At 63.9% G+C, this 25,780-nt stretch carries 20 protein-coding genes; 9 read left to right on the forward strand and 11 right to left on the reverse strand.

Going from position 1 to position 25,780, the window contains the following annotated elements; all coding sequences use genetic code 11:
* Positions 1 to 15: 15 nt before the first annotated feature.
* Complete coding sequence (locus NKL04_RS06545) at positions 16 to 669, reverse strand: hypothetical protein (protein ID WP_023701190.1); 654 nt, start codon at positions 667 to 669, stop codon at positions 16 to 18.
* Complete coding sequence (locus NKL04_RS06550) at positions 666 to 965, reverse strand: DUF3572 domain-containing protein (protein ID WP_023691161.1); 300 nt, start codon at positions 963 to 965, stop codon at positions 666 to 668. The genes NKL04_RS06545 and NKL04_RS06550 overlap by 4 nt, the downstream gene beginning before the upstream one ends.
* A gap of 239 nt (positions 966 to 1,204) precedes the next feature.
* On the opposite strand from NKL04_RS06550, the gene NKL04_RS06555 reads away from it, so the two are divergent.
* Positions 1,205 to 1,576 carry a response regulator gene (locus tag NKL04_RS06555; RefSeq protein WP_023667574.1) on the forward strand — a complete coding sequence of 124 codons (372 nt, stop codon included), beginning with the start codon at positions 1,205 to 1,207 and terminating at the stop codon, positions 1,574 to 1,576.
* A gap of 24 nt (positions 1,577 to 1,600) precedes the next feature.
* Positions 1,601 to 2,974, forward strand: a complete 1,374-nt coding sequence (locus NKL04_RS06560) for a PleD family two-component system response regulator (protein WP_023701189.1) — start codon at positions 1,601 to 1,603, stop codon at positions 2,972 to 2,974.
* 408 nt (positions 2,975 to 3,382) lie between these two features.
* On the opposite strand, the gene rpmG is transcribed toward NKL04_RS06560, so the two are convergent.
* The 8 genes from rpmG to NKL04_RS06600 all read right to left on the reverse strand — a co-directional run bounded on the left by rpmG (position 3,383) and on the right by NKL04_RS06600 (position 12,750).
* On the reverse strand, positions 3,383 to 3,550 hold the full coding sequence (gene rpmG, locus NKL04_RS06565; protein WP_006201775.1) for a 50S ribosomal protein L33: 168 nt from the start codon (positions 3,548 to 3,550) through the stop codon (positions 3,383 to 3,385).
* A 421-nt stretch (positions 3,551 to 3,971) separates the two neighbouring features.
* The gene (locus NKL04_RS06570; RefSeq protein ID WP_023688312.1) at positions 3,972 to 4,427 is read right to left on the reverse strand and encodes a YqfO family protein; all 456 of its coding nucleotides are present in this window, start codon (positions 4,425 to 4,427) and stop codon (positions 3,972 to 3,974) included.
* A gap of 116 nt (positions 4,428 to 4,543) precedes the next feature.
* Complete coding sequence (locus NKL04_RS06575) at positions 4,544 to 5,719, reverse strand: MFS transporter (protein WP_023701188.1); 1,176 nt, start codon at positions 5,717 to 5,719, stop codon at positions 4,544 to 4,546.
* A 79-nt stretch (positions 5,720 to 5,798) separates the two neighbouring features.
* Positions 5,799 to 6,539, reverse strand: coding sequence for an NUDIX hydrolase (locus NKL04_RS06580; RefSeq protein ID WP_023701187.1), 741 nt, complete (start codon positions 6,537 to 6,539; stop codon positions 5,799 to 5,801).
* Positions 6,540 to 6,626: 87 nt separating this feature from the next.
* Complete coding sequence (locus NKL04_RS06585) at positions 6,627 to 7,079, reverse strand: DUF983 domain-containing protein (RefSeq protein WP_031209414.1); 453 nt, start codon at positions 7,077 to 7,079, stop codon at positions 6,627 to 6,629.
* Positions 7,079 to 9,385 carry a ribonuclease R gene (gene rnr / locus NKL04_RS06590; RefSeq protein WP_023701186.1) on the reverse strand — a complete coding sequence of 769 codons (2,307 nt, stop codon included), beginning with the start codon at positions 9,383 to 9,385 and terminating at the stop codon, positions 7,079 to 7,081. The genes NKL04_RS06585 and rnr overlap by 1 nt, the downstream gene beginning before the upstream one ends.
* Before the next feature lie 4 nt (positions 9,386 to 9,389).
* Positions 9,390 to 12,056 (reverse strand): type I DNA topoisomerase, encoded by a 2,667-nt coding sequence (gene topA / locus NKL04_RS06595; RefSeq protein ID WP_023701185.1) that lies wholly within the window; start codon positions 12,054 to 12,056, stop codon positions 9,390 to 9,392.
* Between the two features lie 316 nt (positions 12,057 to 12,372).
* Positions 12,373 to 12,750: a COG4315 family predicted lipoprotein gene (locus NKL04_RS06600; protein ID WP_023701184.1), complete on the reverse strand. Its 378-nt coding sequence runs from the start codon at positions 12,748 to 12,750 to the stop codon at positions 12,373 to 12,375.
* A gap of 217 nt (positions 12,751 to 12,967) precedes the next feature.
* On the opposite strand from NKL04_RS06600, the gene NKL04_RS06605 reads away from it, so the two are divergent.
* From NKL04_RS06605 to NKL04_RS06620, 4 genes are all read left to right on the forward strand, one after another.
* Positions 12,968 to 13,717 carry a cytochrome c biogenesis CcdA family protein gene (locus NKL04_RS06605; protein WP_023701183.1) on the forward strand — a complete coding sequence of 250 codons (750 nt, stop codon included), beginning with the start codon at positions 12,968 to 12,970 and terminating at the stop codon, positions 13,715 to 13,717.
* Between the two features lie 121 nt (positions 13,718 to 13,838).
* Positions 13,839 to 15,212: a bifunctional UDP-N-acetylglucosamine diphosphorylase/glucosamine-1-phosphate N-acetyltransferase GlmU gene (gene glmU, locus NKL04_RS06610; RefSeq protein WP_023701182.1), complete on the forward strand. Its 1,374-nt coding sequence runs from the start codon at positions 13,839 to 13,841 to the stop codon at positions 15,210 to 15,212.
* 194 nt (positions 15,213 to 15,406) lie between these two features.
* A complete protein-coding gene (glmS, locus tag NKL04_RS06615; protein WP_023701181.1) occupies positions 15,407 to 17,230 on the forward strand; it encodes a glutamine--fructose-6-phosphate transaminase (isomerizing) in 1,824 nt (607 codons plus the stop codon).
* A 92-nt stretch (positions 17,231 to 17,322) separates the two neighbouring features.
* The gene (locus tag NKL04_RS06620) at positions 17,323 to 18,093 is read left to right on the forward strand and encodes a DUF502 domain-containing protein (RefSeq protein WP_031193123.1); all 771 of its coding nucleotides are present in this window, start codon (positions 17,323 to 17,325) and stop codon (positions 18,091 to 18,093) included.
* Here the strand turns inward: NKL04_RS06620 and recG are convergent.
* Complete coding sequence (gene recG, locus NKL04_RS06625) at positions 18,045 to 20,153, reverse strand: ATP-dependent DNA helicase RecG (RefSeq protein WP_023701180.1); 2,109 nt, start codon at positions 20,151 to 20,153, stop codon at positions 18,045 to 18,047. The genes NKL04_RS06620 and recG overlap by 49 nt on opposite strands.
* Positions 20,154 to 20,466: 313 nt before the next feature.
* On the opposite strand from recG, the gene NKL04_RS06630 reads away from it, so the two are divergent.
* The 3 genes from NKL04_RS06630 to NKL04_RS06640 all read left to right on the forward strand — a co-directional run bounded on the left by NKL04_RS06630 (position 20,467) and on the right by NKL04_RS06640 (position 25,771).
* Entirely contained in the window at positions 20,467 to 20,754 is a 288-nt protein-coding gene (locus tag NKL04_RS06630) for an FAD assembly factor SdhE (RefSeq protein WP_023681561.1), read from the forward strand.
* Positions 20,755 to 20,764: 10 nt separating this feature from the next.
* On the forward strand, positions 20,765 to 24,262 hold the full coding sequence (gene mfd, locus NKL04_RS06635) for a transcription-repair coupling factor (protein ID WP_023701179.1): 3,498 nt from the start codon (positions 20,765 to 20,767) through the stop codon (positions 24,260 to 24,262).
* A 135-nt stretch (positions 24,263 to 24,397) separates the two neighbouring features.
* Positions 24,398 to 25,771: a class II 3-deoxy-7-phosphoheptulonate synthase gene (locus NKL04_RS06640; protein ID WP_023701178.1), complete on the forward strand. Its 1,374-nt coding sequence runs from the start codon at positions 24,398 to 24,400 to the stop codon at positions 25,769 to 25,771.
* Positions 25,772 to 25,780: the final 9 nt, after the last annotated feature.

A 25,780-nucleotide genomic window follows, 5' to 3' on the forward strand; every position in this document is an offset into this window, starting at 1 on the left:
TGGAGGCGCTTGGGCTTAAAGCCCGAGCGCGCTCGCGATCTTCGGCGCGGCCTCGTGCCAGTCCTCGACGGAGATGATGTCGTCCGGCACCGGCGGCAGGAAGGCGCGCAGCGAATTGTCGGCCATCAGGTGGAAGAGATGGGCGTCGGCGACGGAATTGCGCGCCGAGATAAGATTGGCGGGCTGGTCGTCGACAAAGGCCACCGGCCGGCCGTTCTTGCCGCGCAGTTTCGCCACCGCCGGTCCCTTGGCCATCTCGGTGGTCAACAGCGGATAGGGCAGCCCGAGCGCATCGAGATGGGCGCGGCGCGCAGCGCGATGCCGGTGCGGCATGGCGGTCAAAAGGACGATCTCGGCGCGGTCGCCAAGGCTGGCAAGCGCTTGTTCGGCACCATCGGTGACGCTCTGCCAGTCGGCCTGCGTATCGAAGAAATCTCCGAGAAGTGCCGTCACCTCCGGCTGTTCGATCAGCCGGCCGCTCGCCGTTTCGGCAATGTTGCCGGTGAGACGGAACGAGGCCAGCGTCAGGCCGAAGCCGCGCGATTTCAGGAAATGCGGAAACGGCCGGATGAATTCGAGCACGACATCGTCGACATCGAGGATCAGCAGAGGCCGGTCGTCGGCTGCAAGTTCGGCGATCTGGCGTGCCGTCTCGGGATCGTCGCTCATATCGAATGCTCATGGTCGTCGCCGCCAAGAGGCAGCGCGCGCAACGCCTTGCCGACTGAGGCAGGCGGGGTGCCGGTTTCCTCGGCAAAGCGCAGCAAGGTCGGCTCGTGGGCGAGGATGAACTGCAGCACGCCGGCAAGGAATCCCGGTTCGGCCGCGGCGCGGCGGATGGCGGACGCCTCGATGCCGGTGATGGCCAGGAAGCGCGGCAGGAGTTCGGGGTCGGCGGCGACGAAGCCCAGTGCCTTCACGGCAATGGTTTCCGCTTCCTCGCGCATTGACGCTGCGTTTGCCATCACTACCTTCTCGTTGCGGAAATGAGTCTCTTTTCCGCAGTAATCGCAAGCGTCGCCTGCGGCAAGCCACAGCCCCGATCCAATGTGGTTTTCGAGGTGGAATCCGAATGGCTTTTGCCGCTTCGGGTTTCCATTTCGTCAATCATATTGCCTTAAGGGTGAGCGAGGGTTTGGTGTGCTTCGACAAGGGCGCATAGCGGCAGGGCTTCGGGCAGAAGCCTGGCCGGGACGGGAAATCGATGCCTAAGAAGGTCATGATCGTCGAGGACAACGAGCTCAATATGAAGCTCTTTCGCGACCTCATCGAAGCCAGCGGTTATGAAACGGTGCGCACGCGCAACGGGCTCGAGGCGCTCGATCTGGCGCGCCAGCACAGGCCCGACCTGATCCTGATGGACATCCAGCTGCCCGAAGTGTCGGGGCTGGAAGTGACGAAATGGCTGAAGGAGGACGACGACCTCCATTCCATTCCGGTCATCGCCGTCACCGCCTTCGCCATGAAGGGCGACGAGGAACGCATTCGCCAGGGCGGTTGCGAGGCCTACATCTCCAAGCCGATCTCGGTGCCGCGTTTCATCGAGACCATCAAATCCTATCTCGGTGATGCCTGATGCCTTCAGCCGGAGCCTTGTGACATGACCGCGCGGATCCTCGTCGTCGACGACATCCCTGCCAATGTCAAACTTCTCGAGGTTCGGCTGCTGGCCGAATATTTCGAGGTGTTGACGGCCTCCAACGGGCCGGACGCGATCGAGACCTGCGAAAACGGCAAGGTCGATGTCGTGCTGCTCGACGTGATGATGCCCGGCATGGACGGGTTCGAGGTCTGCAAGCGGCTGAAAAGCGATCCGGCGACCGCGCATATACCGGTGGTCATGGTGACCGCGCTGGGCCATGTTGCCGACCGGGTGCGCGGCCTCGAGGCAGGCGCCGACGACTTTCTCACCAAGCCGGTCAACGATCTGCAACTGATGACGCGGGTGAAGAGCCTGGTCAGGCTGAAGTCGCTGACCGACGAGCTGCGGCTGCGCGCATCGACCACCCGCAACATCGGCATCGAGGCGCTGTTGAGCCGCAGCTTCGCGTCGGAGGACGCCACGCCGAAGGTGCTGTTGATCGACGAGCGCAAATCGTCGGTTGAGCGCATCCAGAACATGCTGCGCGGCAGCGCCGAGCTCGACATTGCCACCGATCCGCATGCCGGCTTCTTCCAGGCCGCCGAGGCGCCCTATGAGTGCGTGCTGATCTCGACCGGTTTTACCGATTTCGATCCGCTGCGGTTGTGTTCGCAATTGCGTTCGCTCGACCGCACCCGCTTCCTGCCGATCATCCTGATTGCCGACGAAGGCGAGGAGGGCCGCATCATCAGAGGCCTCGAACTCGGCATCAACGACTATCTGATGCGGCCGATCGACCAGCAGGAGCTGACGGCGCGGCTGCGCACGCAGGTGCGCCGCAAGCGCTACAATGACCAGCTGCGCGCCAGCGTCACCCAGACCATAGAGATGGCGGTGACCGACGCATTGACCGGGCTGCACAACCGCCGCTACCTCGACAGCCATCTGCAGACGCTGTTCGACCGCGCCGTGGCGCGGCGGCGGCCTCTGTCTGTGATGATCACCGATCTCGACCGCTTCAAGACCGTCAATGACTCGCATGGCCATGACGGCGGCGACGATGTGCTGCGCGAGTTCGCAAGGCGGCTGCGCAAGAACGTCAGGGGCATCGACCTTGCCTGCCGCTTCGGCGGCGAGGAATTCGTCGTTGTGATGCCGGACACGGACGGCGCGGTGGCGGAGAAGGTTGCCGAGCGCATTCGCGCCGAAATCGCCCAGCTGCCCTTTGCCATCGGCCCTGAAGGCAAGGCGATCGAAGTCACGGTCAGCGTCGGCGTGTCATCGGTTCTGAAGGGCGCGGACACGGTCGCGGCTTTGATGAAACGTGCCGACGTGGCGCTCTACGAAGCCAAAAGTGGCGGCCGCAACCGGGTCGTCGCCAAGGCAGCGTAGGCTAGAACACCGATTATGCAGTCAATCGGACAGGGTTAGGAATTTACCTTAATCCAAGCGATTCGGCAGGCTTGGTTAAGAAACTATTGATTTTCAAACATTGTTGCGCAAATGTGCGGTGCAAGAACAAGGGCGATGCGGGCACGAGGGTAGACAGCCGCATCGCTTCGCCGAATACCCCATGATGCTCAGGTCCGCCGCATCTCCTGGGTCCGTGGGGTCGGCCGGCCGGCGCTGGCACATAGTGGCCTCCTCGTACCGCTGCCATACGCCGACCGGCCCCCTTTTTTGCCAAAAAATGAGATGAGCACTTCGCGCCAAACAGCGGAGGGTTCTGGCTTTCGGGGCCTTGAATCAAAAACGCCGCCCGAAGGGGCGGCGCTTTTGACAGAGCGTATGAAAACCAGATTACTTGATCTTGGTTTCCTTGAACTCGACATGCTTCTTGGCGACCGGGTCGTATTTGCGGAACGACAGCTTGTCGGTCTTGGTACGGCTGTTCTTGCTGGTCACGTAGAAGAAACCGGTGTCGGCGGTCGACAGAAGCTTGATCTTGATGTTTGCGGCTTTGGCCATTGTATCAGTCCGTTATGTTCGTGGGGTTTTGGCCGCTGGAGCGGGGGAAAACACCCGGACGCGGGAAACTTGGCGCGACACATAAAGAACGTGCCCGGAAAGTCAAGCCCGACGCCTTGCCTGTGTCGTAAGCACATGAGTTGTCCGGATTAGGTAGCACATGAGTTGTCCGGTTTTATCATCGGCCCGATGGAGGCTGAGGATGAGACGGACAGCATGGCTATAGGCCGGCGAATGCCGGGACGCTGCGAAGCGGCGGGGTTCGGCAGGGTGGATTGGTCACCCCGAACAACTCTTCGCAGGCTCAGGGCGTTCGAATCTCGAAAAAGCAAGCAATTGGCTTTTCGTCCGCTACGGACCGCTTCTCACCTCACAACGGGAGAAGGTAAGGTCGCTGCTTCCCCTCAGCGGGGCCGGATTTCTAGGCTTCTTCCTTAACTGGAAGCGCTTTCTTCCAGTCCCCGGTGGTGTTCCACCAGCGATTCGGATTGGCGCGGTCGTCCAGGCCCTTGGAGCGGCTGGCGAGGATCGGCTGGATGCGGATCACCGGCTCCTGGTAGGAATGCGCCTGGAAAATCGCCTCGACGACGCGGGCGGCGAGCACCTGGTCGTCGGGCAACTCGAACGAGACCTCGACGGTGCCGGGGCGGCGGCGCAGTTCGGTTTCGACGCCGGCGGCTGCACCTTCCAGCGGTCGGTAGCGTTCGATGCCGTGCGCCGTTTGATAGGCGTTGCGGTCGTATTTGCCCATTGCCAGCGGCGCGATCGCGACCACGGCGTCCATGATGCGGTCGACATCGGCTGCCGGGGCCTGGAAGCTGACAAGCAGCAGAAGCGTCATGCGCAGAGATGTGGTTTCAAAGCCGCTGTCGATCATCGCCGTATCCTCAAACTCGGGTTTTTTGGGACACCCTTTTAGCTGAGGTCTCCTGACACGGTTCTGTCAGCAGCGGCGACATCCCGTCAGGATTGCGCAGGCTGGCGACGGACAGGCTACCAGATCTTGCGGACCAGCCTGGCGCTGACCAAGGCGATATAGGCGGCAAAGAACAGGCCGAGCGACCAGCCGAAGCCGGAGGGCCCGAAGGCATCCATGCCGATGCCGATCGCCTGCGGGCCAAGCACCATGCCGACGCCGTAGCAGAGCACGAAGGCGGCATTGGCCGAGGCCAGTTCATGGCCGGAGAGCTGCGAGCCCAGATGGGCAAGGCCGATCGTGTACATGGCGGCCACCACGCCGCCCCAGACAAACAGAAGCGCCGCCATCAGGTGCCAATTGCCGGCGAAGAACGGCATGAAGATGGTGCCGGCAAGTCCGACCGTGGCACAGGCCAAAAGCAGATAGCGGCGGTCTGAGACGCGGTCGCTGATCATGCCGATAGGGATCTGCAACAGCACGTTGCCGAGGCCGATCATGGTGAGCAGGAGGGCTGCATCCGCCTCGGAATAGCCGATGCGGTTGCCATAGACGGGGAACAGCGCAAAGCCGCCGGTCTCGACAGCGCCGAACACCAGCACGGCGGCGGTAGCTGTCGGCACCAGCCAGATATAGCGCAGGAAGTTGCTGGTTTCGCCGTCAACCACGATTGTGGGACTTTCATTCCGTGCGGCCAGCACCGGGATTGCGGCCAGCGCGACCAGGACAATGATGACGCCGAACGGCAAGAAGCCGGTGCTGCCGATATGGGCGAAGATCCATGGCCCGGCGGCGAAGCCAAGCGACAGCACGGTGGCGTAGATGCCGAGCACCAGGCCGCGCCGGCGCGGCGGCGCCGAGGTGCTGATCCAGAATTCCGACAGGATGAACAGCACCGTCAGCGCGATGTGCAGCACGATGCGTAGTGGGAACCACATCCAGAAGTCCGGCGCGAAGTGGAAGCCGACAAAGGCGAGCGCGCCGGCGGCGATCATGGCGATCATCGTCCAGGCGACGCCGAAGCGCATCGCCAGCGGCGTGGCCAGCGGGGCGCCGGCGATCGAGGCGAGGCCGGCGACCGCGGTGTTGAGGCCGATCATCGATGCCGAGTGGCCGCGGCTCTCAAGAATAACGCTGAGCAACGGCATTCCGAGGCCTATGGCGATGCCGACGACGCTGATCGACGAGATCGCGGCGATCATCGGTAGCCAATGTACGCGCTCGTCGCCCTCTTGCTGGGTATCGACCGTCATGTGATGCCTGAATACTCTGTCTGTTTGATATTGCGTAATTCCGGACGGAAAACCGCGTCACACTTTTCCTGGAATTGCTCTAAAGAATTTCGCGAACGAAGCGGTTGCGGACAAGCCGGTAGAACGGCACGGACCCACCGGGTCGCAGGCGCGGATCGCCGGCAAGCCGCGTCTCCAGCTCCTGCAAGATCGTTCGGGTGATGTCGGGGATATCGGCCTCTCTGGCCTTGGCGAGCGGCAGCCAGACCAGTTCTTCCAGCTCATTGGTCGGGCCGCCACCCGGCAGTTCCACGGCGACATCGCTGCGCCAGGCGCTGAAGAAGCGGGTGTCGAAACGACGCACGCGATTGGGCGGGGTGATGGCGCGGGCAATGAAGCGCAGCGGCGCCAGCGAAGGCTGGACGCCGTGCTCGACAAAGCCCTGCCAGTCGCGTTTGTCGGTTGCGAACGAGCCTTTGCGGCCGATGAGCAGGCCGGCTTCCTCATAAGTCTCGCGGATGGCCGAGAGCGCGATGGCACGGGCCCGCGACGGGCTGATGCGGCCGACGCCGGCGGTCAGCCTGGTTTCTTCCTCCGGAAGCAATGGGGTGGCAACGGCAATGCGGCTGTCGGCCGAATCGGTGCGGCCGCCGGGAAAGACGAACTTGCCGGGCATGAAGGCGTGGCCTGCATGGCGCCGGCCCATCAGCACCAGAATCTCGTCGCCCTCGCGGTCGAGCAGGATCAGGGTGGCGGCATCGCGCGGGCGTATGGGCAGGCCGCTGTGGGCGGCTGCGCCACGGTCCATCCTGCTGACTTCCGCCTTGGTCATACCTTCCATGCGCAGGACCTAGCGGAAACTTCTGGCAAACGAAAGTGGCCTTTCACGGTCGGCATGTTGCGCCAGGCGACATTGCCCTGACGCAAACTAGGTTCCGGGATGCGGCTCGGTGCCGTCTTTTTCGCCGCCGAAGCCGTGCATATAGAGCGCCCATTGCAGTCCGATGACGGCGCCCTTGACCGGTTGCAGCAGAGCGACCGACAGCACGATGGTCAACGGCACCCAAATGGCGATGTGCTGCCACATGGAGAGCGTCGACGTCGCCTCGACGCCCATGAAGGCGCCGAGAACTATGTGGCCGACGATGACGATGACGAGATAAGCGGGCAGGTCGTCGGCGCGGTGGTGGTGGAACTCCTCACCGCACGCGGCGCATTTGTCGACGCTTTTGGTGAAGCCGGCGAACAACCTGCCTTCGCCGCAATGCGGGCAGCGGCCAAGGGCGCCGCGCTTCATCGCCGTCCACAGCGGGCGGGCGACTCGGCCCGAATGATGTTCGCCGCCGAAAACCTGCTTCTGGATTCTCATTTCGCTTGCCATTATCGTCTCCTGCCGCGCGACCCCGGGCGCGATTGCGACGCGCGGGCGCGGCCTTTTGCCTTGTGAAACGACCGTTTGGAGCCGGGCAGGGGCTTCGGGTCGGTCAGCATCTCGAAACGCATCGCGCCAGCCATAGGCGCCACCTCGATCAGGCGAACCTCGACGCGGTCGGCAAGCTGATAGCCCTTGCCGGTGCGTTCTCCGAACAGCGATCGCGCGGTTTCGTCATATATATAGTAATCGCCATCCAGACTTGACACCGGGATGAAGCCATCTGCGCCAAACTGCGGCAATTGGACAAATAGTCCCGATTTGGTGACGCCCGAAATGCGGGCGTCGAAGCGGTCGTCGATGCGCTCGGCGAGGTAGGCAGCGATCAGCCGGTCGACGGTGTCGCGCTCGGCCGCCATGGCGCGGCGCTCGGTGCCGGAGATCAGCACCGCGACGTCTTCCAGCCGCGTCTCTTCGTCCTGCGTCAGCCCGCCGGGGCCGAGCCCAAGTGCGGCAATCAGCCCGCGATGCACGATCAGATCGGCATAGCGGCGGATCGGCGAGGTGAAATGCGCGTATCGCTTCAGGTTGAGGCCGAAATGGCCGATGTTCTTGGGCGAATATTCGGCCTGACTCTGCGAGCGCAGCACCACTTCGTTGACCAGCCCCTCATTGTCGGCGCCACGCACGCGCTCGAGAATCCCGTTGAACTGGGCGGGCCGCATCTGCGCGCCACGCGCCAGCGACAGGCCGAGCGTCTGCAGGAACTCGCGCAGCGATTCCTGCTTCGCCAGCGACGGCGCATCGTGGACGCGGTAGACGAGCGCCTGCTTCTTCGCTTCCAGCGTTTCGGCGGCGGCGACATTGGCCTGGATCATGAATTCTTCGATCAGCTTGTGGGCGTCGAGCCGCTCCGGGACGATGACGCGGTCGACGGTGCCGTCCGGCTTGAGCAGGATCTTGCGCTCGGGCAGATCAAGCTCGAGTGGCTGGCGGCCATCGCGGCCGCGCTTGAGGATGGCGTAGGCGTGCCACAGCGGCTTCAGCACCGTATCGAGGATCGGACCGGTCTTGTCGTCGGGCACGCCGTCTATCGCGGCCTGGGCCTGCGGATAGGCGAGCTTGGCCGCCGACTTCATCATGACGCGGTGGAAGGTGTGGCGCAGCTTGCGGCCATCGGCGGCGAAAGTCATGCGCACGGCAAGTGCGGGACGGTCCTGGCCTTCGCGCAGCGAGCACAGGTCGTTGGAGATGCGCTCGGGCAGCATCGGCACGACGCGGTCGGGGAAATAGACAGAATTGCCGCGTTTCAGCGCCTCGCGATCGAGTGCGGTGCCATAGCGGACATAGGCCGCAACATCGGCGATCGCCACTGTGGCGATCACGCCGCCGGGGTTCTTCTCATCGAGGTCGGGCGTGGCGAAGACGGCGTCGTCATGGTCCTTGGCGTCGGCCGGGTCGATGGTCACCAGCGGCAGGTCGCGCCAGTCCTCGCGGTGAGCAAGCGTCGCCGGCTTTACCGCCTCGGATTCGGCGATGACGTCGGCCGGGAAGATATGCGGAATGTCGTGCGCGTGGATGGCGATCATCGAGACCGCCTTTTCGCTGGTCAGCGAGCCCAGCACCGCCAGCACTCTTGCGCGCGGCAAACCATACCGGGAGGCCCGCGCGGGCTCGACCTCGACAAGGTCGCCGTTCCTGGCGCCGTTCTGGAATTCCTTGTCGACGATCAGTTCGGGCTGGCGACGTTCCACCGGCTCGATGCGGAAAGTGCCGTCCTGAAGGATACGGAAGACGCCCAGCACGGCATCTGTCCGCTTCTCGAAAATCTTCATTACGCGGCCGGTATAGGCAGGCCCGGTCGCCTCGTCGGTCGGGAAGGTCTTGGCCAGCACACGGTCGCCGATGCCCGGCTGCGGGCCATTGCCGCCGCGCGAGACGCGGATCGAGACGACGGGCGGTTCGCCGGTGCCTACGGGCTCGGCAGGATGCGCCAGCAGGATGCCGTCGCCATCGCGGCCAAAAATGTCGAGTACGGCGACATGCGACAAGGCGCCGACACGGGCCAGCCGTTTGCGCTCCTTGGTCAGGATGCCTTCGTCCTGCAGGTCGCGCAGAATGTCCTTCAGCCAAATGCGGTCGTCGCCGCGCAAGGCAAACGCCTTTGCGATGTCGCGTTTTCCCGCGCGGTCGGGGTTCTCGGCGATGTAGCGCAGGATTTCGTCACGCGACGGCCTGTAGTCGTCCTTGACCTTGGCCCTCGTGTCGGCGGTGCGCGGATCGCCGTGGCTTCTACCGGTGATCCTGCGCGCCACGCTGCTATCCCTTTTTCTTCGCCGCCGGCTTCTTGGTCGCCGACTTCTTGGCTGTGGTTTTCTTGCCAGTGGTTGTTTTGGCAGTGGTTTTCTTGGCTGTGGGGGCCCTGGCGGCTGCCGCCTTGCGGAACGGCTTCTTGCCGCCGCCGCCCTTGGCTTCCTTCTCGGCGATCAGCGCCAGCGCGTCTTCGACCGTCACCGACTGCGGATCCTTGCCCTTGGGCAGCGTCGCGTTGACCTTGCCGTAGTTGACATAGGGCCCGTATTTGCCATCGCGCACGACGATCTTGCCGCCGCCATCGGGATGGTCGCCGAGTTCCTTCAGCGCCGCCGCAGTGCCGCCATTGCGGCCGCCCTTGCCCTTCAGCTGCTTCTCGGCGATCACGGTGACAGCGCGGTTGAGGCCGATCGAGAACACATCCTCTATGCTGTCGACATTGGCATAGGTGCCATCATGCAAAACGAATGGACCATAGCGGCCAAGCCCGGCGGAGATCATCTTGCCGGATTCAGGATGCTTGCCGATATCGCGCGGCAGCGACAGCAGCGCCAAGGCCTTTTCATGGTCGATCGAGTCGGGCGTCCAGCCCTTGGGCAGGCTGGAGCGCTTGGCTTCCTTGCCGTCGCCGCGCTGGATATAAGGACCGAAGCGGCCTGAGCGCAGCGTGATTTCCTCTGCCGTGTAGGGATCGTTGCCGAGGACCTTGGTGCCGTCCTCGCCGCCGCCATTCTCGCCATTCGGGTTGGCGGCGTCGCCGAGCTGGCGGGTAAAGGAACATTCCGGATAGTTGGAGCAGCCGACGAAGGCGCCGAACTTGCCGAGTTTCAGCGACAGATTGCCGGAGCCGCATTTCGGGCAGATGCGGGGATTCGAGCCATCCTCCCGCGCGGGGAACACCAGCGGCGCCAGTTCCTCGTTCAGCGCATCGAGCACGTCGGTGACGCGCAGTTCCTTGATGTCGGCGACCGCGCCGGAAAAGTCTTTCCAGAAGTCGCGCAGCACGTCCTTCCAGGCGAGCTTGCCGTCGGAAATCTCGTCAAGCTTTTCCTCGAGTGAGGCCGTGAAGTCATATTCGACATAGCGCTCGAAGAAGCTTTCGAGGAAAGCCGACAGCAGCCGGCCCTTGGCCTGCGGCACCAGCCGGCGCTTGTCGATGGTGACGTAGTCACGGTCTTCCAACGTCTTCAGGATCGCGGTGTAGGTCGACGGACGGCCGATGCCGAGCTCTTCCAGCTTCTTGATCAGCGACGCCTCGGAGTAGCGCGGCGGCGGCTCGGTGGTGTGCTGGGTGGCATTGATCGCCTGACGGGCCAGCTGCTCGCCGGCACGGATCTCGGGCAGACGACGGTTTTCCTCGTCTTCGGCGTCGTCGTCCTTCTGGTCGGTGTAGGCGGCGATGAAGCCGTCGAAGCGAACGACGGAACCGACGGCGCGAAGCTCCGCGGTGCGGGCGCCATTGACCGCCTCGATTTCGACCGTGGTACGCTCGATCTCGGCCGACTGCATCTGGCTGGCGATGGCGCGCTTCCAGATCAATTCGTAAAGCCGCAGCTGGTCGGAATCGAGATACTGCCTGACCGAAGCCGGCGTGCGCATGAAATCGGTCGGGCGGACCGCCTCGTGCGCTTCCTGGGCATTCTTAGCCTTGGCTGTGTACTGGCGCGGCTTTTCCGGGAGGTATCGTGGGCCGAATTCCTTGGCGATGGTGTCGCGGGCGGCGTCGATCGCCTCCGGCGCCATCTGCACGCCGTCGGTTCGCATATAGGTGATCAGGCCGGTGGTCTCGCCGCCGATCTCCATGCCTTCATAGATGCGCTGCGCCACCTGCATGGTGCGCGTCGCCGAAAAGCCGAGGCCCGACGATGCCGCCTGCTGCAGCGTCGAAGTGGTGAAGGGCGGGCCAGGATTGCGCCTTGTCGGTTTGGCTTCCACCGACAGAGCCTTGAAGGTCGCGCCTTCGAGCATGCCCTTGATATCGTCGGCCTGCGCCTTGCTGGCGATGTCGAGCTTCTGCAGCTTCTTGCGCTCGAACGCGGTCAGCCGCGCCTCGAAGCTGTCGTTACGTGGCGTGCCGAGGAGGGCAGCGATCTGCCAGTATTCCTCGCGGATGAAGCGCTCGATCTCGGATTCGCGGTCGCAGACCAGGCGCAGCGCCACCGACTGGACGCGGCCGGCCGAACGGGCGCCCGGCAATTTGCGCCACAGCACCGGCGACAGCGTGAAGCCGACGAGATAATCGAGTGCGCGGCGAGCCAGATAGGCATCGACCAATGGTGCATCGATCTGGCGCGGATTGGCCATCGCTTCCAGCACCGACGACTTGGTTATGGCATTGAAGACGACGCGGCTGACCGGCTTGTCCTTCAACACGCGCTTCTGCTTGAGCACCTCCAGCACGTGCCAGGAAATGGCTTCGCCCTCGCGATCCGGATCGGTGGCGAGGATCAGGCCATCGGCATCCTTGACCGCGTTGGCGATGTCGGTGAGACGCTTTCCGGACGCGGTGTCGACCGCCCAGGACATGGCGAAATCCTCGTCGGGACGCACCGAACCATCCTTGGCCGGCAGATCGCGGACATGGCCGAACGAGGCCAGAACCTTGAAGTTCTTGCCCAGATACTTGTTGATTGTCTTTGCCTTGGCCGGCGATTCGACGACGACGACGTCCATGAGGTCTCATATCAGCTGTGGGGCGGCAGAAGAATTCCGCTGCGTGACGCATTCAATTGGTCGCTCACATGGCCGCGCTTTTGCGATCGGTCAAGGGCAAGCGGCCAAAATGCGGAGGCGTGTGCCGCAATACACTCTTAGAGTGTATGGAGAAGATCACAAAATTTTTGTCTGGGAGGGTTCGTGTTTCGAGCCACCGGGAAAGGCGCCGCGACCAGTTCGTGCTGCCCGTAAATGCCGAACTGGTCGCCGGGTCGCTTGGAGCCGGCGGCCACCCGAGTCCCGCCGATGGGGTGCGGGATAGAGGTTCGGACGATCAGTCGGCCTTGACGATGTGCCAGACTTCGCCGACGCCGTCGCCGGTGATGTCACCGGCCTTCTTGTCCTTGATGAAGGTGTAGACCGGCTTGCCGTCATAGGCCCACATCTTGGTGCCGTCGGTGCGTTCGACGATGGTCCATTCGTCGTCCGCCTTGGCGCCATCCTCGGCCTTCAGCGGCGGCCAGTTGGTGGCGCATTTGTCATAGCAGTTGGTCTTGCCCTTCTCGTCCTTGTCATAGGTATAGAGCGTCATGCCATTGGCATCGGTGTAGATCTTGGTGCCACCGACTTCCGCTTCCTTCCACGCTTCGGCGGCGAAGGATGCGGCGGTGCTGAGCAGAAGGGCGGCCAGGCCGACGGTGATCGTTTTCATGGAAATCTCCCTGGTGATCCGACGAAGCGCGCAGAAATCGCGGCTTCGCTCTGTGAACGTTCGGCGAGGGACATTTCTTCCCCGGCTTGGTCAACTTGGGATTGGCCGCCAACAATTCGTCCGCCGGAGCGTATCTGTAGCCAAATGCCACACGATGGTGATTGGCGAACACGGGTTTGCACCGCTATATCGGCGCCAGGGAATCTGGAGTTCTGGAATGCCATTGGACATCGGCTATGTCAGCGCGGTCGGAGCGGGGGCGATCTCGTTCCTGTCGCCTTGCGTGCTGCCGCTGGTGCCGCCCTATCTCTGCTACATGGCCGGCGTGTCGGTCGACGATTTTCGCGGTGACGATGCCAGCGTCACGGCCAAGGCCGGCGCCCGCGGCGCGCTCATCTATTCCTCGCTCGCCTTCGTACTCGGTTTCTCCACCGTGTTCGTGGCGCTTGGCGCCGGCGCCTCGACCATCGGCCACTGGCTGCGCGTCTGGCAGGAGCCGCTGGCGATGGCGGCCGGGGTGCTGATCATCCTGATGGGGCTGAATTTCCTCGGCATCCTGCGCATACCGCTTCTGTCGCGCGAGGCGCGCTTTCAGTCGCAGGGCAAGCCTGCCAGCATGGTCGCCGCCTATGTCATGGGGCTGGCCTTCGCCTTCGGCTGGACGCCCTGCATCGGCCCGGTTCTGGGGCCGATCCTGACCTTGGCCGGCGGCCGCGAGACGGTGGGCGAGGGCGCTCTTCTGCTTGCCGCCTATTCGCTTGGCCTCGGCATTCCGTTCCTGATTGCTGCCCTGTTCTCCGGCGCCTTCATGCGCTTCCTCGGCAGGTTCCGCGTCCATCTCGGCCGCGTCGAAAAAGCCATCGGCGCGCTGCTGGTCGTCGCCGGCATGTTCTTCCTCACCGGCGGCGTGCAGACGGTGTCCTACTGGCTGCTCGAGAATTTTCCGGTGCTGGGCCGGCTGGGGTAGCGATCCGCTGATCGAGAGTGAACTGCCTCATCACCTCACCGGAATTTAACCGCATTGGTGCAGCATGACGCCAGATGCTACCACTCTGCGATTCCTGATCCCTTTCATACGGTTGCCATCCATGAGCCAGAGATCCTGCCTGTCCGTCATTCTCGCCGCCGGTGAAGGCACGCGCATGAAGAGCGCGATGCCGAAGGTGCTGCACCAGATCGCCGGACTGCCGATGGTCGCCCATGTGGTGAAAGCGGCCGAGGCCGCCGGCGCCCGCAGCCAGGCGCTGGTGATCGGCCATGGCGCCGATGATATGCGCAAGGCGGCGGCGAAATTCGCGCCCAAGGCCGAGACCTTCGTGCAGGAGAAGCGGCTCGGCACTGCGCATGCCGTGCGGGCTGCGCGCGATGCGATATCAAAGGGTTATGACGATATTCTCGTGATGTTCGGCGACACGCCGCTGATCGACGCTGAAGCCCTGGTGACCGCGCGGCAAAAGCTTGCCGATGGCGCGGCTGTTGTGGTGATCGGCTTCCGCCCGCCCTGCCCGACCGGCTATGGCCGGCTGATCGAAAAGGGCGGCAAGCTCACCGCCATCCGTGAGGAGAAGGACTGCTCCGCCGAGGAAAAGAAGATTGGCTTCTGTAATGCCGGCATGATGGCGGTGGCCGGCGCTCATGCGCTCGAACTGCTCGACAAGGTCGGCAACAAGAACGCCAAGGGCGAGTTCTATCTCACCGACATCGTCGAGATCGCCAGCGCGCAGGGCGTCGATGTCGTTGCCACCGAAACCAGCTTCGAGAGTGCGCTAGGCATCAACAACCGAGCCGAACTGGCGCAGGCGGAAGACATCTGGCAGACGCGTCGCCGGCACGAGGCGATGCTGTCGGGCGTAACGCTGATCGCGCCGGAGACGGTGTATTTCTCGCACGACACCGAAATCGGCGCCGACACGATCGTCGAGCCCAATGTCTGGTTCGGCCCGGGCGTGAAAATTGCAACCGGGGCCAAGATACACGCTTTCAGCCACATAGAGGGCGCCACCATCGCCTCCAATTGCGACGTCGGTCCGTTCGCGCGGCTCAGGCCTGGCGCCGATCTGAGGCAAAAGGCCAAGGTCGGCAATTTCTGCGAGGTCAAGCAGGCGGTCATCGAGGAGGGCGCCAAGGTCAATCATCTGACCTATATCGGCGATGCCCGTGTGGGCGCGGGGGCCAATATCGGCGCCGGCACCATCACCTGCAACTATGATGGTTATTCAAAGTTCTTCACCGATATCGGCGAGGGTGCCTTTGTCGGCTCGAACTCGTCGCTGGTGGCGCCGGTTTCCATCGGCAAGGGTGGCTACATCGCCTCGGGCAGCGTCATCACCGAAACCGTGCCGGACGATGCGCTGGCCTTCGGCCGCGCCCGCCAGAAGACCATTCCCGGGAAAGGCAAGGAATTGCGCGAGCGCTTTGCCTCGGCCGCTGCGGCGAAGAAAAAGGCCGGCACCGACCATTAACCGCCGAAGCAATTGAACAACCGAGGAATTGCGGTAACCGGATTGCAAGAGCGGTGTGTCATGGTGCATCGGGTTGAGAAGCGTTCCGTTACACCAGACGAAATGCAAAGTGACTTTCGCGGCGGGCCGGCAATCCCTAGATAGCGCTGGTTTTCCATCGGGACTAGTTTTCCAGGTGAATCGGGGGCAGGCGCATGTGCGGTATCGTCGGAATTGTCGGCCAGAGCCAAGTCGCGCCGCTCATTGTCGATGCTTTGAAGCGGCTTGAATATCGTGGCTATGACTCCGCCGGAGTCGCCACCGTCGAGAAAGGTGCGCTCGGCCGCCGCCGCGCCGAAGGCAAGCTCATCAACCTCGAACGCCGGCTGAAGGAAGAACCGCTCGACGGCACCATCGGCATCGGCCACACGCGATGGGCGACCCATGGCGTGCCCAACGAGACCAACGCCCATCCGCATTTTTCCAACGGCGTCGCCATCGTTCACAACGGCATCATCGAGAATTTCGCCGAGTTGCGCGATGAGCTGATCCGCGACGGCTATTCCTTCTCGTCGCAGACCGACACCGAGGTCGTAGCGCATCTGGTGGCGCGCGAACTCGCCAAGGGGTTGAAGCCGATCGAGGCGGCGCATCAGGCGCTGAAGCGACTGGAAGGCGCCTTTGCTCTGGCCATCATGTTCACCGGCGACGAGGATCTCATCGTCGGCGCCCGCAATGGCCCGCCGCTGGCCGTCGGCCATGGCGATGGCGAGATGTTTCTGGGCTCCGACGCCATTGCGCTCGCCCCGTTCACCAATTCCATCACCTATCTCGAAGACGGCGACTGGGCGGTGGTGCGCCGCGATGGCGTCACCATTTTCGACATCGACGGCAAAGAGGTTGCCCGCAAGCGCCAGCAATCGCTGTCGACCAGCTTCATGGTCGACAAGGGCAACCGCCGCCATTTCATGGAAAAGGAAATCCATGAACAGCCGGAAGTGATCTCGCACACGCTGGCGCACTATGTCGATTTCGTCTCCGGCGTGTCGAAGCCGCTGGAGCTGCCGTTCGACTTCGCCAAGATCGGCCGGCTGGCGATCTCGGCCTGCGGCACCGCCTATCTCGCGGGGTTGATCAGCAAATACTGGTTCGAGCGCTATGCGCGGCTGCCGGTCGACATCGATGTCGCCTCGGAGTTCCGCTACCGCGAAATGCCGCTATCGGCTGATGACGCGGCCTTCTTCATTTCGCAGTCCGGCGAAACCGCCGACACGCTGGCCTCGCTGCGCTATTGCCGCAAGGCGGGCATGAAGATCGGCGCCATCGTCAATGTGCGCGAATCGACCATGGCGCGCGAATCCGATGTCGTGCTGCCGACCTTGGCCGGCCCGGAGATCGGTGTAGCCTCGACCAAGGCTTTCACCTGCCAGCTTTCGGTGCTGGCCTCGCTGGCGGTGCGCGCCGGCGTGGCCCGCGGCACGATCTCGAAGGACGAGGAAAAGACGCTGGTACGCGCTCTTTCGGAGGCGCCTCGCTACGCCAACCAGGTGCTCAAGCTCGAGGAGCAGATCGAGCGCATCGCGCGCGAAATCTCGCGCTACAAGGACGTGCTCTATCTCGGCCGCGACACCAATTTCCCGCTGGCCATGGAAGGCGCACTGAAACTCAAGGAGATCTCCTACATCCATGCCGAGGGCTATGCCGCGGGCGAACTGAAGCACGGGCCGATCGCGCTGATCGACGAGAACATGCCGGTCATCGTCATCGCGCCGCATGACCGCATTTTCGAAAAGACGGTGTCGAACATGCAGGAAGTGGCGGCGCGTGGCGGCAAGATCATCCTGATCACCGACGCCAAGGGCGCGGCGCAGGTCAGCGTCAAGACGATGGAGACGATCATCCTGCCCGACGTGCCGGAAATCATCTCGCCGATCATCTACGCGCTGCCGATCCAGATGCTGGCCTACTACGCCGCCGTCTTTATGGGGACAGACGTCGACCAGCCGCGCAATCTAGCGAAATCGGTGACTGTGGAGTAGTCGGCGCTCATCGGCGGTCTTAAAAACTTCGCGGTTCCAAAGCGCCGTTCGCTTCACTAGTGTGGCGCTGCAACCCGCGTCCCCGGTGAACCATGTCCGATGCTCCCAGAACTTCAGGCATGACCCGGCTGAGGAACTATTTCCTCACAGGCTTTATCGTCTGCGCGCCGCTGGCGATCACCGCCTATATCGCCTGGTCGTTCGTCGGCTGGGTCGATTCCTGGGTGAAGCCGTACATTCCGGCGCGCTACAGCCCCGACACCTATTTGCCGTTTCCGGTGCCCGGCTTCGGCCTGATCGTGGCGCTCGTGCTGATCACGCTGATCGGCTTCATGACCGCCAACATCGTCGGTCGCGCCATCGTCAATTTCGGCGAACGGCTGCTTGGCCGTATGCCGCTGGTGCGCGGCATCTACGGTTCGCTGAAGCAGATTTTCCAGACGGTGCTGTCGAACAAGGGCGATATGTTCCGCCAGGTCGGGCTGGTCGAATATCCGCGAAAAGGCGTCTGGTCGCTGGTCTTCGTCGCCAGCGAGAAGGAAACCGAGATCAACCAGAAGCTCGACCATGCAGGCGACCCGATGATCGCCGTGTTCATGCCGTGCACGCCGAACCCTACCACCGGTTTCCTGATGTACGTGCCGAAATCCGACATCGTGCTGCTCGACATGACGATCGAGGACGGCGCCAGGCTGATCGTCTCGGCCGGGCTGGTGGCGCCCGAAGTCAAGCCGAAAATGGTGACTATGAACGGCCAGCCGATCGACGGAGATCTCGCCAACCCGCCGCTTGGCGGGCTGATCGCCGAGGGCGCTCAGCCGGCGCGCAAGAGCCGTACGGCCTCGTCGCGGCCGAACAAATAGAGCAGCAGGCGCAGCGCCTCGCCGCGCTCAGACTGTAGTTCCGGGTCGCGCGACAGGATCAGCCTTGCATCGTCGCGGGCTGCTTCGAGCAAGTCGGCGTGCACCTCGATGCGCGCCACCTGGAAGCCCGGCGTGCCGGACTGGCGGGTGCCGAGCAATTCGCCTTCGCCGCGCAGCTTCAGATCCTCTTCGGCGATCAGGAAACCGTCCTCGGTCTCGCGCATCACCGACAGCCGGCGCTTTGCCGTCTCGCCGAGCGGGTCCTTGTAAAGCAGCACGCAGGAAGAAGGCTTGTCGCCGCGCCCGACGCGGCCGCGCAGCTGGTGCAGTTGCGCCAGGCCAAAACGCTCGGCATGCTCGATGACCATGATCGTGGCGTCCGGCACGTCGACGCCGACCTCGATAACGGTGGTGGCGATCAGGATGCGGGTTTCGCCGGCCTTGAAGGCGCGCATCGCCTCGTCCTTTTCGGCGCCCCTCATGCGGCCATGGACGAGGCCGATGCGATCGCCGAACAAGGGCTGCAGCGAGGCAAAACGGTCCTCGGCCGACATCAGCTTGATCTCTTCGGATTCCTCGACCAGCGGGCAGATCCAGTAGATCTTCTGGCCGTCGGCAACGGCATCAAGCATGCGCCCGACCAGCTCGTCCAGCCGTTCCAGCGGCAGCGTGACGGTGCGGATCGGCTGGCGGCCAACCGGCTTTTCCGTCAGCTTGGAGACGTCCATGTCGCCGAAGGCGGTCAGCACCAGAGTGCGCGGGATCGGCGTCGCCGTCATCACCAGCATGTCGGGGGCGTCGCCCTTGGCGGTGATGGCAAGCCGCTGGTGGACGCCGAAGCGGTGTTGCTCGTCGACCACGGCAAAGACGAGGTCGTGATAGGTCACCGTTTCCTGGAACAGCGCATGGGTGCCGACGACGATGTCGATCTCGCCGCTGGCGAGACCTGATAGCGTTTCAGTGCGTTCGCGGCCCTTTTCGCGGCCGGTCAGGATAGCGACGCGCAGGCCGGCCTGTTCGGCCAGCGGCGTGATTGTCGCCAGATGCTGGCGCGCCAGGATTTCGGTCGGCGCCATCAAGGCCGCCTGGCCGCCGGCCTCGACTGCGCGCCCCATGGCCAGCAGCGCCACCACCGTCTTGCCGGAGCCGACATCGCCTTGCAGCAGGCGCAGCATGCGCTCGGGGTCGGCCAGATCGGCATTGATTTCGGCAAGCGCGAATTCCTGGCTGCCGGTCAATGAATACGGCAGGGCTGCGCGCAGTTTCTCGACGATGCGACCGTCGCCGATGAGCGGCCGGCCCGACAGCCGGCGCACTTTTGCCCGCACCAATGCCAGCGAGACTTGGCCGGCGAGAAGCTCGTCATAGGCAAGGCGGCGCCATGCCACCCCCTCGATGGCGACATCGATCGGGTCCGCGGGATAGTGGATGCGGGCGAGCGCGTCGGCGAAGGCGGGGAAAGTCTGCTTGCGCATGAAGGCGCCGTCCTGCCATTCCGGCAATTCCGGCAGCCGGCCGAGCGCCTGGCCGATGGCGCGGCGCAGCACCTTGCCCGACAGGCCGGCGGTCAGCGGATAGACCGGTTCGACCAGCGGCAGTGTTTCCGCCTCGCTCACCAGGGCGATATGGTCGGGATGGACCATGGTCGGGCGGCCGTTGAACCACTCCATGCGGCCGGAGACGACGACATGCTCGCCCACCGGCATCGCCTTTTCGAGATAGGCGGCATGGGCGTGGAAGAAGATCAGGCCGATCTCGCCGGTGTCGTCATGGGCATAGACGCGGTAAGGCACCGACCGGTTGCCGCGCGGCGGCGGCTGGTGGCGGTCGATGCGCACGTCGAGCGTGACGATGGCGCCGGCCGGCGCAAGCGCGATGCCGGGACGATTGCGACGGTCGATGACGGTGTGCGGCAGCACGAACAACAGGTCGCCCGCGCGCGCCGGCCGTTCGCCGAGATCGGCCGCCACCACCTTCTCGATCAGAGCGCCAACCTTGGGGCCGACGCCGGCAAGCGAAGTGATGGGGACGAAGAGAGGGTCGAGGAGGGAGGGGCGCATGCCTTTACCCTCCCCCCTGTGGGGAGGGTCGATCCGCGAAGCGGAGCGGGGTGGGGTAGGTGCGCGTCTAACTTTCGAGGAAGTCGGTAGGTCAGCGCCGCACCCCCACCCCGTCTCACTCGCTTCGCTTTGCGAAGCGTGCTCGCCGACCCTCCCCACAAGGGGGAGGGTGAAGTGCGGGCGGTGTCCGGCACCAGCGTTGTCAGGAGTGTTCTTCACACCCGGGATGTTTAGCCGCCCACCCGTGCGTTGCAAGGCTGACACCGCCCTCTATCCACGCTATATGCGCCGCACCAAACAAGGATGCGGCACGATGACCGGGACGAAACGATCAAGCGAGGGGCTGGATATCAGGCGCCGCAAGCTGTTGTTCCGCTCCTGGCATCGCGGGATGCGCGAGATGGACCTTATCCTCGGTACGTTTGCCGACAACGAGATCGGCGCCTTGACCGGCGATGAAATCGACCAATATGAAAGGCTGCTCGACATTCCCGACACCGAATTCCTGCCCATGGTCACCGGCGAACGCCCGGTTCCCAGGAATATCGACTGTGCCGTCCTGCAAAAGATCCTGGCATCGCGCCGGACCATGACATTTTAAACGTGCAACCATGAGCCTCATTCCCAAAATCGGTCTGCCGAAAGGCCGTGCCGGCCAGTTCATCGTCGACGGCGTTGCCGATGGCTACGAAGCCTTTGCGCTGGTGCAGGCGATCCATGAGATTGCGCCTGACAAACCGGTGCTGTTCGTGGCGCGCGACGGCCAGCGCCTGCCGTCGATCATCGAGGCGCTGACCTTTGCCGCCCCCGGCCTGCCGGTGCTGGAGTTGCCGGCCTGGGATTGCCTGCCCTATGACCGCGTTTCGCCAGGCTCCGATGCCGCCGCCAAGCGGCTCGATGCCCTGACGGCGATGATCGCGCTGGCAAAAAAGCCGCATCGCGCGGTCATCCTGACCACTGCCAATGCGCTGCTGCAGCGCATTCCGCCGGCCGATCTGGTCGAAGCGCAGACTTTCCACGCAAAGCCCGGCAACCAGATCGACATGAACGCGCTGGTGTCCCGGCTGGAGATTTCCGGCTTCGAGCGAGTGCCGACGGTGCGCGGTATCGGCGAATTCGCCGTGCGCGGCGGCATCCTCGACCTCTACGCACCCGGCTGGACGGAAGCACTGCGGCTCGATTTCTTCGGCGACACGCTGGAATCGATCCGCGTCTTCGACGCCGCCACGCAGCGCACCACCGGCCAGCGCAAGTCGATGGCGCTGCAGGCGATGAGTGAAGTGGCGCTGACCCCCGAAACCATCAGCCGCTTCCGCCGCTCCTATATCGAAGCCTTTGGCGCGCCGCAGCGCGACGACGGCCTTTATGCGGCGGTGAGCGAAGGGCGGCGCTTTGCCGGCATGGAGCACTGGCTGCCGCTGTTCTACGAGCGGCTGGAGACAGTGTTTGATTATCTGCCGGATGCGCCTGTCATCTTCGACCATCTGGCGCACGAAGCGCTGGCTGAGCGTCACACGCTGATCCTCGACCACTACGAAGCGCGCCGCAAACAGGCCGACGCCGCCTTGAAGGACGCCGTGCCCTACAAGCCGGTGGCGCCGGACCTGCTCTATCTCTCACCGGAAAACCTCGTAGCGTCGCTCGGACCGCGCGAAGCCATCGACTTCACCGCCTTCGACGCGCCCGATGTCGGGGCCAAGAAGGTCTTCCATGGCGGCTCGCGCCATGGCCGCAGCTTTGCCGAGGAACGGGCTGACCCAAACATCAACGTCTTCGATGTCGTCGTAAAACACATCGCCGACGAGCGCGCGGCGCGCCGCCGGGTCATCGTCGCCGGCTGGACCGAAGGCTCGCTCGACCGGTTGGGCCAGATCCTGGCCGAGCACCATCTCGGCAATCTCGTGCCGGTGGCGACGCTGGCCGAGGCGGAAAAGCTCGAGCCGGGGCAGGCGGCACTCGCCGTGCTGCCGCTGGAATCCGGCTTCGAGACCGAACAGCTGGTTGTCGTCGCCGAGCAGGACATTCTGGGCGACCGGCTGATCCGCCGCTCGAAGCGCAAGAAGCGCGCGTCGGATTTCATCGCCGAGGCCTCGTCGCTGTCGGCCGGCGACATCGTCGTCCACGCCGATCACGGCATTGGCCGCTTCATCGGCCTGCGCACCATCGAGGCGGTCGGTGCGCCGCATGACTGCCTGGAAATCCACTATGCCGGCGACGACCGGCTGTTCCTGCCGGTGGAAAACATCGAGCTTCTGTCGCGCTACGGCTCTGACACAGCCGAGGCGACGCTGGACAAGCTCGGCGGCGGCGCCTGGCAGTCGCGCAAGGCGCGGCTGAAGAAGCGCCTGCTCGACATGGCCGGACAGCTGATCCGCATTGCCGCCGAGCGCCAGATGCGTACCGCGCCGCCCATGGTGCCGGCGGAAGGGCTTTACGGCGAATTCTCGGCGCGCTTTCCCTATGAGGAGACCGACGACCAGCAGGGCGCGATCGATGCCGTCGTGGACGATCTCGGCGCCGGCAAGCCGATGGACCGGCTGATCTGCGGCGATGTCGGCTTCGGCAAGACCGAAGTGGCGTTGCGCGCCGCCTTCATCGCGGCGATGGAAGGGTTCCAGGTCGCGGTCGTGGTGCCGACGACGCTGTTGTCGCGCCAGCATTTCAAGACCTTTTCGCAGCGCTTCTCCGGCCTGCCGATCCGCGTCGGCCAGGCCTCGCGGCTGGTCGGCGCCAAGGAACTGGCGGAAACCAAGAAAGCCATCGCCGAGGGGCAGGTCGACATCGTCATCGGCACCCATGCACTGCTCGGGTCGGCGATCTCGTTCAAGAATCTCGGCCTGCTGATCATCGACGAGGAGCAGCATTTTGGCGTCAAGCACAAGGAACGGCTGAAGGACCTCAAGACCGATGTCCACGTGCTGACGCTGTCGGCGACGCCGATCCCGCGCACGCTGCAGCTTGCCTTGACCGGCGTGCGCGAACTGTCGCTGATCGCCACGCCGCCGGTCGACCGAATGGCGGTGCGCACCTTCATCTCGCCTTTCGACCCGCTGGTCATCCGCGAGACGCTTCTGCGCGAACGCTACCGCGGCGGCCATTCCTTCTATGTCGTTCCGCGCATCAGCGATCTCGCCGAAATCCATGATTTCCTGCGCGAATCCGTCCCCGAGCTGAAGGTGGCGGTGGCCCATGGCCAGATGCCGCCGGGCGAACTCGACGACATCATGAACGCCTTCTATGACGGCCAGTACGACGTGCTGTTGTCGACCACCATCGTCGAATCCGGGCTCGACATTCCGACCGCTAACACGCTGATCATCCATCGCGCCGATATGTTCGGCCTGTCGCAGCTCTACCAGCTGCGCGGCCGCGTCGGCCGTTCCAAGGTGCGGGCATATGCGTTGTTCACGCTGCCGGCGAACCGCAAGCTCACCGACACGGCCGAGCGCCGGCTGAAGGTGCTGCAGTCGCTGGACACGCTTGGCGCGGGCTTCCAGCTCGCCAGCCACGACCTCGACATCCGTGGCGCCGGCAACCTTCTGGGCGAAGAGCAATCCGGTCATATCAAGGAGGTCGGATTCGAGCTCTACCAGCAGATGCTGGAGGAGGCGGTGGCCGAGGTGAAGGATTCCGGCGAGGTGCAGGATGGCGGCTGGTCGCCGCAGATCGCCGTCGGTACGGCGGTCATGATCCCGGAAAGCTACGTGCCGGACCTGCAGCTCAGGCTGGCGCTTTACCGCCGCCTTGGCGATCTCGAAAACACGGAGGAAATCGACGCCTTTGGCGCCGAGCTGATCGATCGTTTCGGTCCGCTGCCGGAGGAAGTGAAACATCTTCTCAAGATCGTCTTCATCAAGGCGCTCTGCCGCAGGGCCAATGTCGAAAAGCTCGATGCCGGCCCCAAGGGCGTCGTCATCCATTTCCGCAAGCGCGAGTTTTCCAACCCGGTCGGGCTGGTCAAGTACATCGGCGAACAGGGCTCGCTGGCCAAGATCAGGGCCGACCACAGCGTGGTCTTCATCCGCGACTGGCCGACGGCGGAAAAGCGCCTGGCGGGCTCGGCTGTCGTCATGACGCAGTTGGCGCGGCTGGTGGAGAAGGCCGCATAGCCCGCCGGCTACCATTCGCCAGCGCTTGAATTCCGGTCTAGAATAGGAAATCGGCTTCGTGTATGGAGCCGCCATCCCCATATGGGGCGGGAATGGCGGGCAAAAGCCTGCTGGAAAGAGCGTTTGGGTGCAGCGATGACGAAATGGTCGCCGAATTCTTGGAGAGCAAAGCCGATCAAGCAGGTTCCCACCTATCCGGATCTTGCCGCGCTGAAGAACACGGAAGCCCAGCTTTCCACCTTTCCGCCGCTGGTTTTTGCCGGTGAGGCGCGCAAGCTGAAGAAGCAACTTGCAGCTGTCGCTGCCGGTGACGCATTCCTTCTGCAGGGCGGCGATTGCGCCGAGAGTTTCGCCGAACATGGCGCGGACAACATCCGCGACTTCTTCCGCGTCTTCCTGCAGATGTCGGTGGTGCTGACCTTCGCCGGCGCGCAGCCGGTGGTGAAGGTCGGCCGTGTCGCCGGCCAGTTCGCCAAGCCGCGCTCCTCCGACAATGAGACCAAGGGCGAGGTGACGCTGCCGAGCTATCGCGGCGACATCATCAACGGCATCGAGTTCGACCCCAAGTCGCGTATTCCCGACCCGGCCCGCCAGGAAATGGCCTACCGCCAGTCGGCGGCGACGCTTAACCTGCTGCGTGCCTTCGCCCAAGGCGGCTACGCCAGCCTGGAGAATGTGCATCGCTGGATGCTGGGCTTCGTCTCCGACAGCCCGCAGGGCGAGAAGTATGGCAAGCTCGCCAACCGCATCACCGAGACGATGGACTTCATGAAGGCCGTCGGCATCACCTCGGAAACCAATTACGCGCTGCGCGAGACCGATTTCTACACCAGCCACGAGGCGCTGCTGCTCGGCTATGAAGAGGCGCTGACCCGCGTCGATTCGACCTCGGGCGACTGGTACGCAACGTCGGGCCACATGATCTGGATCGGCGACCGCACGCGCCAACCCGACCATGCGCATGTCGAATATTGCCGCGGCATCAAGAACCCGCTCGGCCTCAAATGCGGTCCGTCGCTGACGCCGGATGGTTTGCTGGAGCTGATCGACCTGCTCAATCCGGAGAACGAGCCGGGCCGGCTGACGCTGATTGCCCGCTTCGGCTCCGACAAGGTCGCCGACCATCTGCCGAAGCTGGTGCGCGCGGTGCAGAAGGAAGGCCGCAGCGTCGTCTGGTCATCCGATCCGATGCACGGCAACACCATCGAGGCCGCCGGCTACAAGACGCGGCCGTTCGACCGCATCCTCAAGGAAGTGCAGACCTTCTTCGAGGTGCATCGCGCCGAAGGCACGCATCCCGGCGGCATCCATGTCGAGATGACCGGCAAGAACGTCACCGAATGCACCGGTGGCGCCCGCGCCATCACCGCCGAGGAGCTGCAGGACCGCTATCACACCCATTGCGACCCGCGCCTCAACGCCGACCAGGCGATCGAGCTGGCGTTCCTGGTGTCGGATCTCTTGAAGAAGAGCCATCCGGTGCAGCACAAGCAGGTGGCTAACGGCTGAACCTGTTTT

The organism is Mesorhizobium sp. C264A, from assembly GCF_040324515.1.
Taxonomy (GTDB): Bacteria; Pseudomonadota; Alphaproteobacteria; order Rhizobiales; family Rhizobiaceae; genus Mesorhizobium.

Bases quoted from the DNA above. Each gene is read 5' to 3' on its own strand.
- NKL04_RS06545 (WP_023701190.1), bottom strand. From the start codon at position 669: ATGAGCGACGATCCCGAGACGGCACGCCAGATCGCCGAACTTGCAGCC.
- NKL04_RS06550 (WP_023691161.1), bottom strand. From the start codon at position 965: ATGGCAAACGCAGCGTCAATGCGCGAGGAAGCGGAAACCATTGCCGTG.
- NKL04_RS06555 (WP_023667574.1), top strand. From the start codon at position 1,205: ATGCCTAAGAAGGTCATGATCGTCGAGGACAACGAGCTCAATATGAAG.
- NKL04_RS06560 (WP_023701189.1), top strand. From the start codon at position 1,601: ATGACCGCGCGGATCCTCGTCGTCGACGACATCCCTGCCAATGTCAAA.
- rpmG (WP_006201775.1), bottom strand. From the start codon at position 3,550: ATGGCCAAAGCCGCAAACATCAAGATCAAGCTTCTGTCGACCGCCGAC.
- NKL04_RS06570 (WP_023688312.1), bottom strand. From the start codon at position 4,427: ATGATCGACAGCGGCTTTGAAACCACATCTCTGCGCATGACGCTTCTG.
- NKL04_RS06575 (WP_023701188.1), bottom strand. From the start codon at position 5,719: ATGACGGTCGATACCCAGCAAGAGGGCGACGAGCGCGTACATTGGCTA.
- NKL04_RS06580 (WP_023701187.1), bottom strand. From the start codon at position 6,539: ATGGAAGGTATGACCAAGGCGGAAGTCAGCAGGATGGACCGTGGCGCA.
- NKL04_RS06585 (WP_031209414.1), bottom strand. From the start codon at position 7,079: ATGGCAAGCGAAATGAGAATCCAGAAGCAGGTTTTCGGCGGCGAACAT.
- topA (WP_023701185.1), bottom strand. From the start codon at position 12,056: ATGGACGTCGTCGTCGTCGAATCGCCGGCCAAGGCAAAGACAATCAAC.
- NKL04_RS06600 (WP_023701184.1), bottom strand. From the start codon at position 12,750: ATGAAAACGATCACCGTCGGCCTGGCCGCCCTTCTGCTCAGCACCGCC.
- NKL04_RS06605 (WP_023701183.1), top strand. From the start codon at position 12,968: ATGCCATTGGACATCGGCTATGTCAGCGCGGTCGGAGCGGGGGCGATC.
- glmU (WP_023701182.1), top strand. From the start codon at position 13,839: ATGAGCCAGAGATCCTGCCTGTCCGTCATTCTCGCCGCCGGTGAAGGC.
- glmS (WP_023701181.1), top strand. From the start codon at position 15,407: ATGTGCGGTATCGTCGGAATTGTCGGCCAGAGCCAAGTCGCGCCGCTC.
- NKL04_RS06620 (WP_031193123.1), top strand. From the start codon at position 17,323: ATGTCCGATGCTCCCAGAACTTCAGGCATGACCCGGCTGAGGAACTAT.
- recG (WP_023701180.1), bottom strand. From the start codon at position 20,153: ATGCGCCCCTCCCTCCTCGACCCTCTCTTCGTCCCCATCACTTCGCTT.
- NKL04_RS06630 (WP_023681561.1), top strand. From the start codon at position 20,467: ATGACCGGGACGAAACGATCAAGCGAGGGGCTGGATATCAGGCGCCGC.
- mfd (WP_023701179.1), top strand. From the start codon at position 20,765: ATGAGCCTCATTCCCAAAATCGGTCTGCCGAAAGGCCGTGCCGGCCAG.
- NKL04_RS06640 (WP_023701178.1), top strand. From the start codon at position 24,398: ATGACGAAATGGTCGCCGAATTCTTGGAGAGCAAAGCCGATCAAGCAG.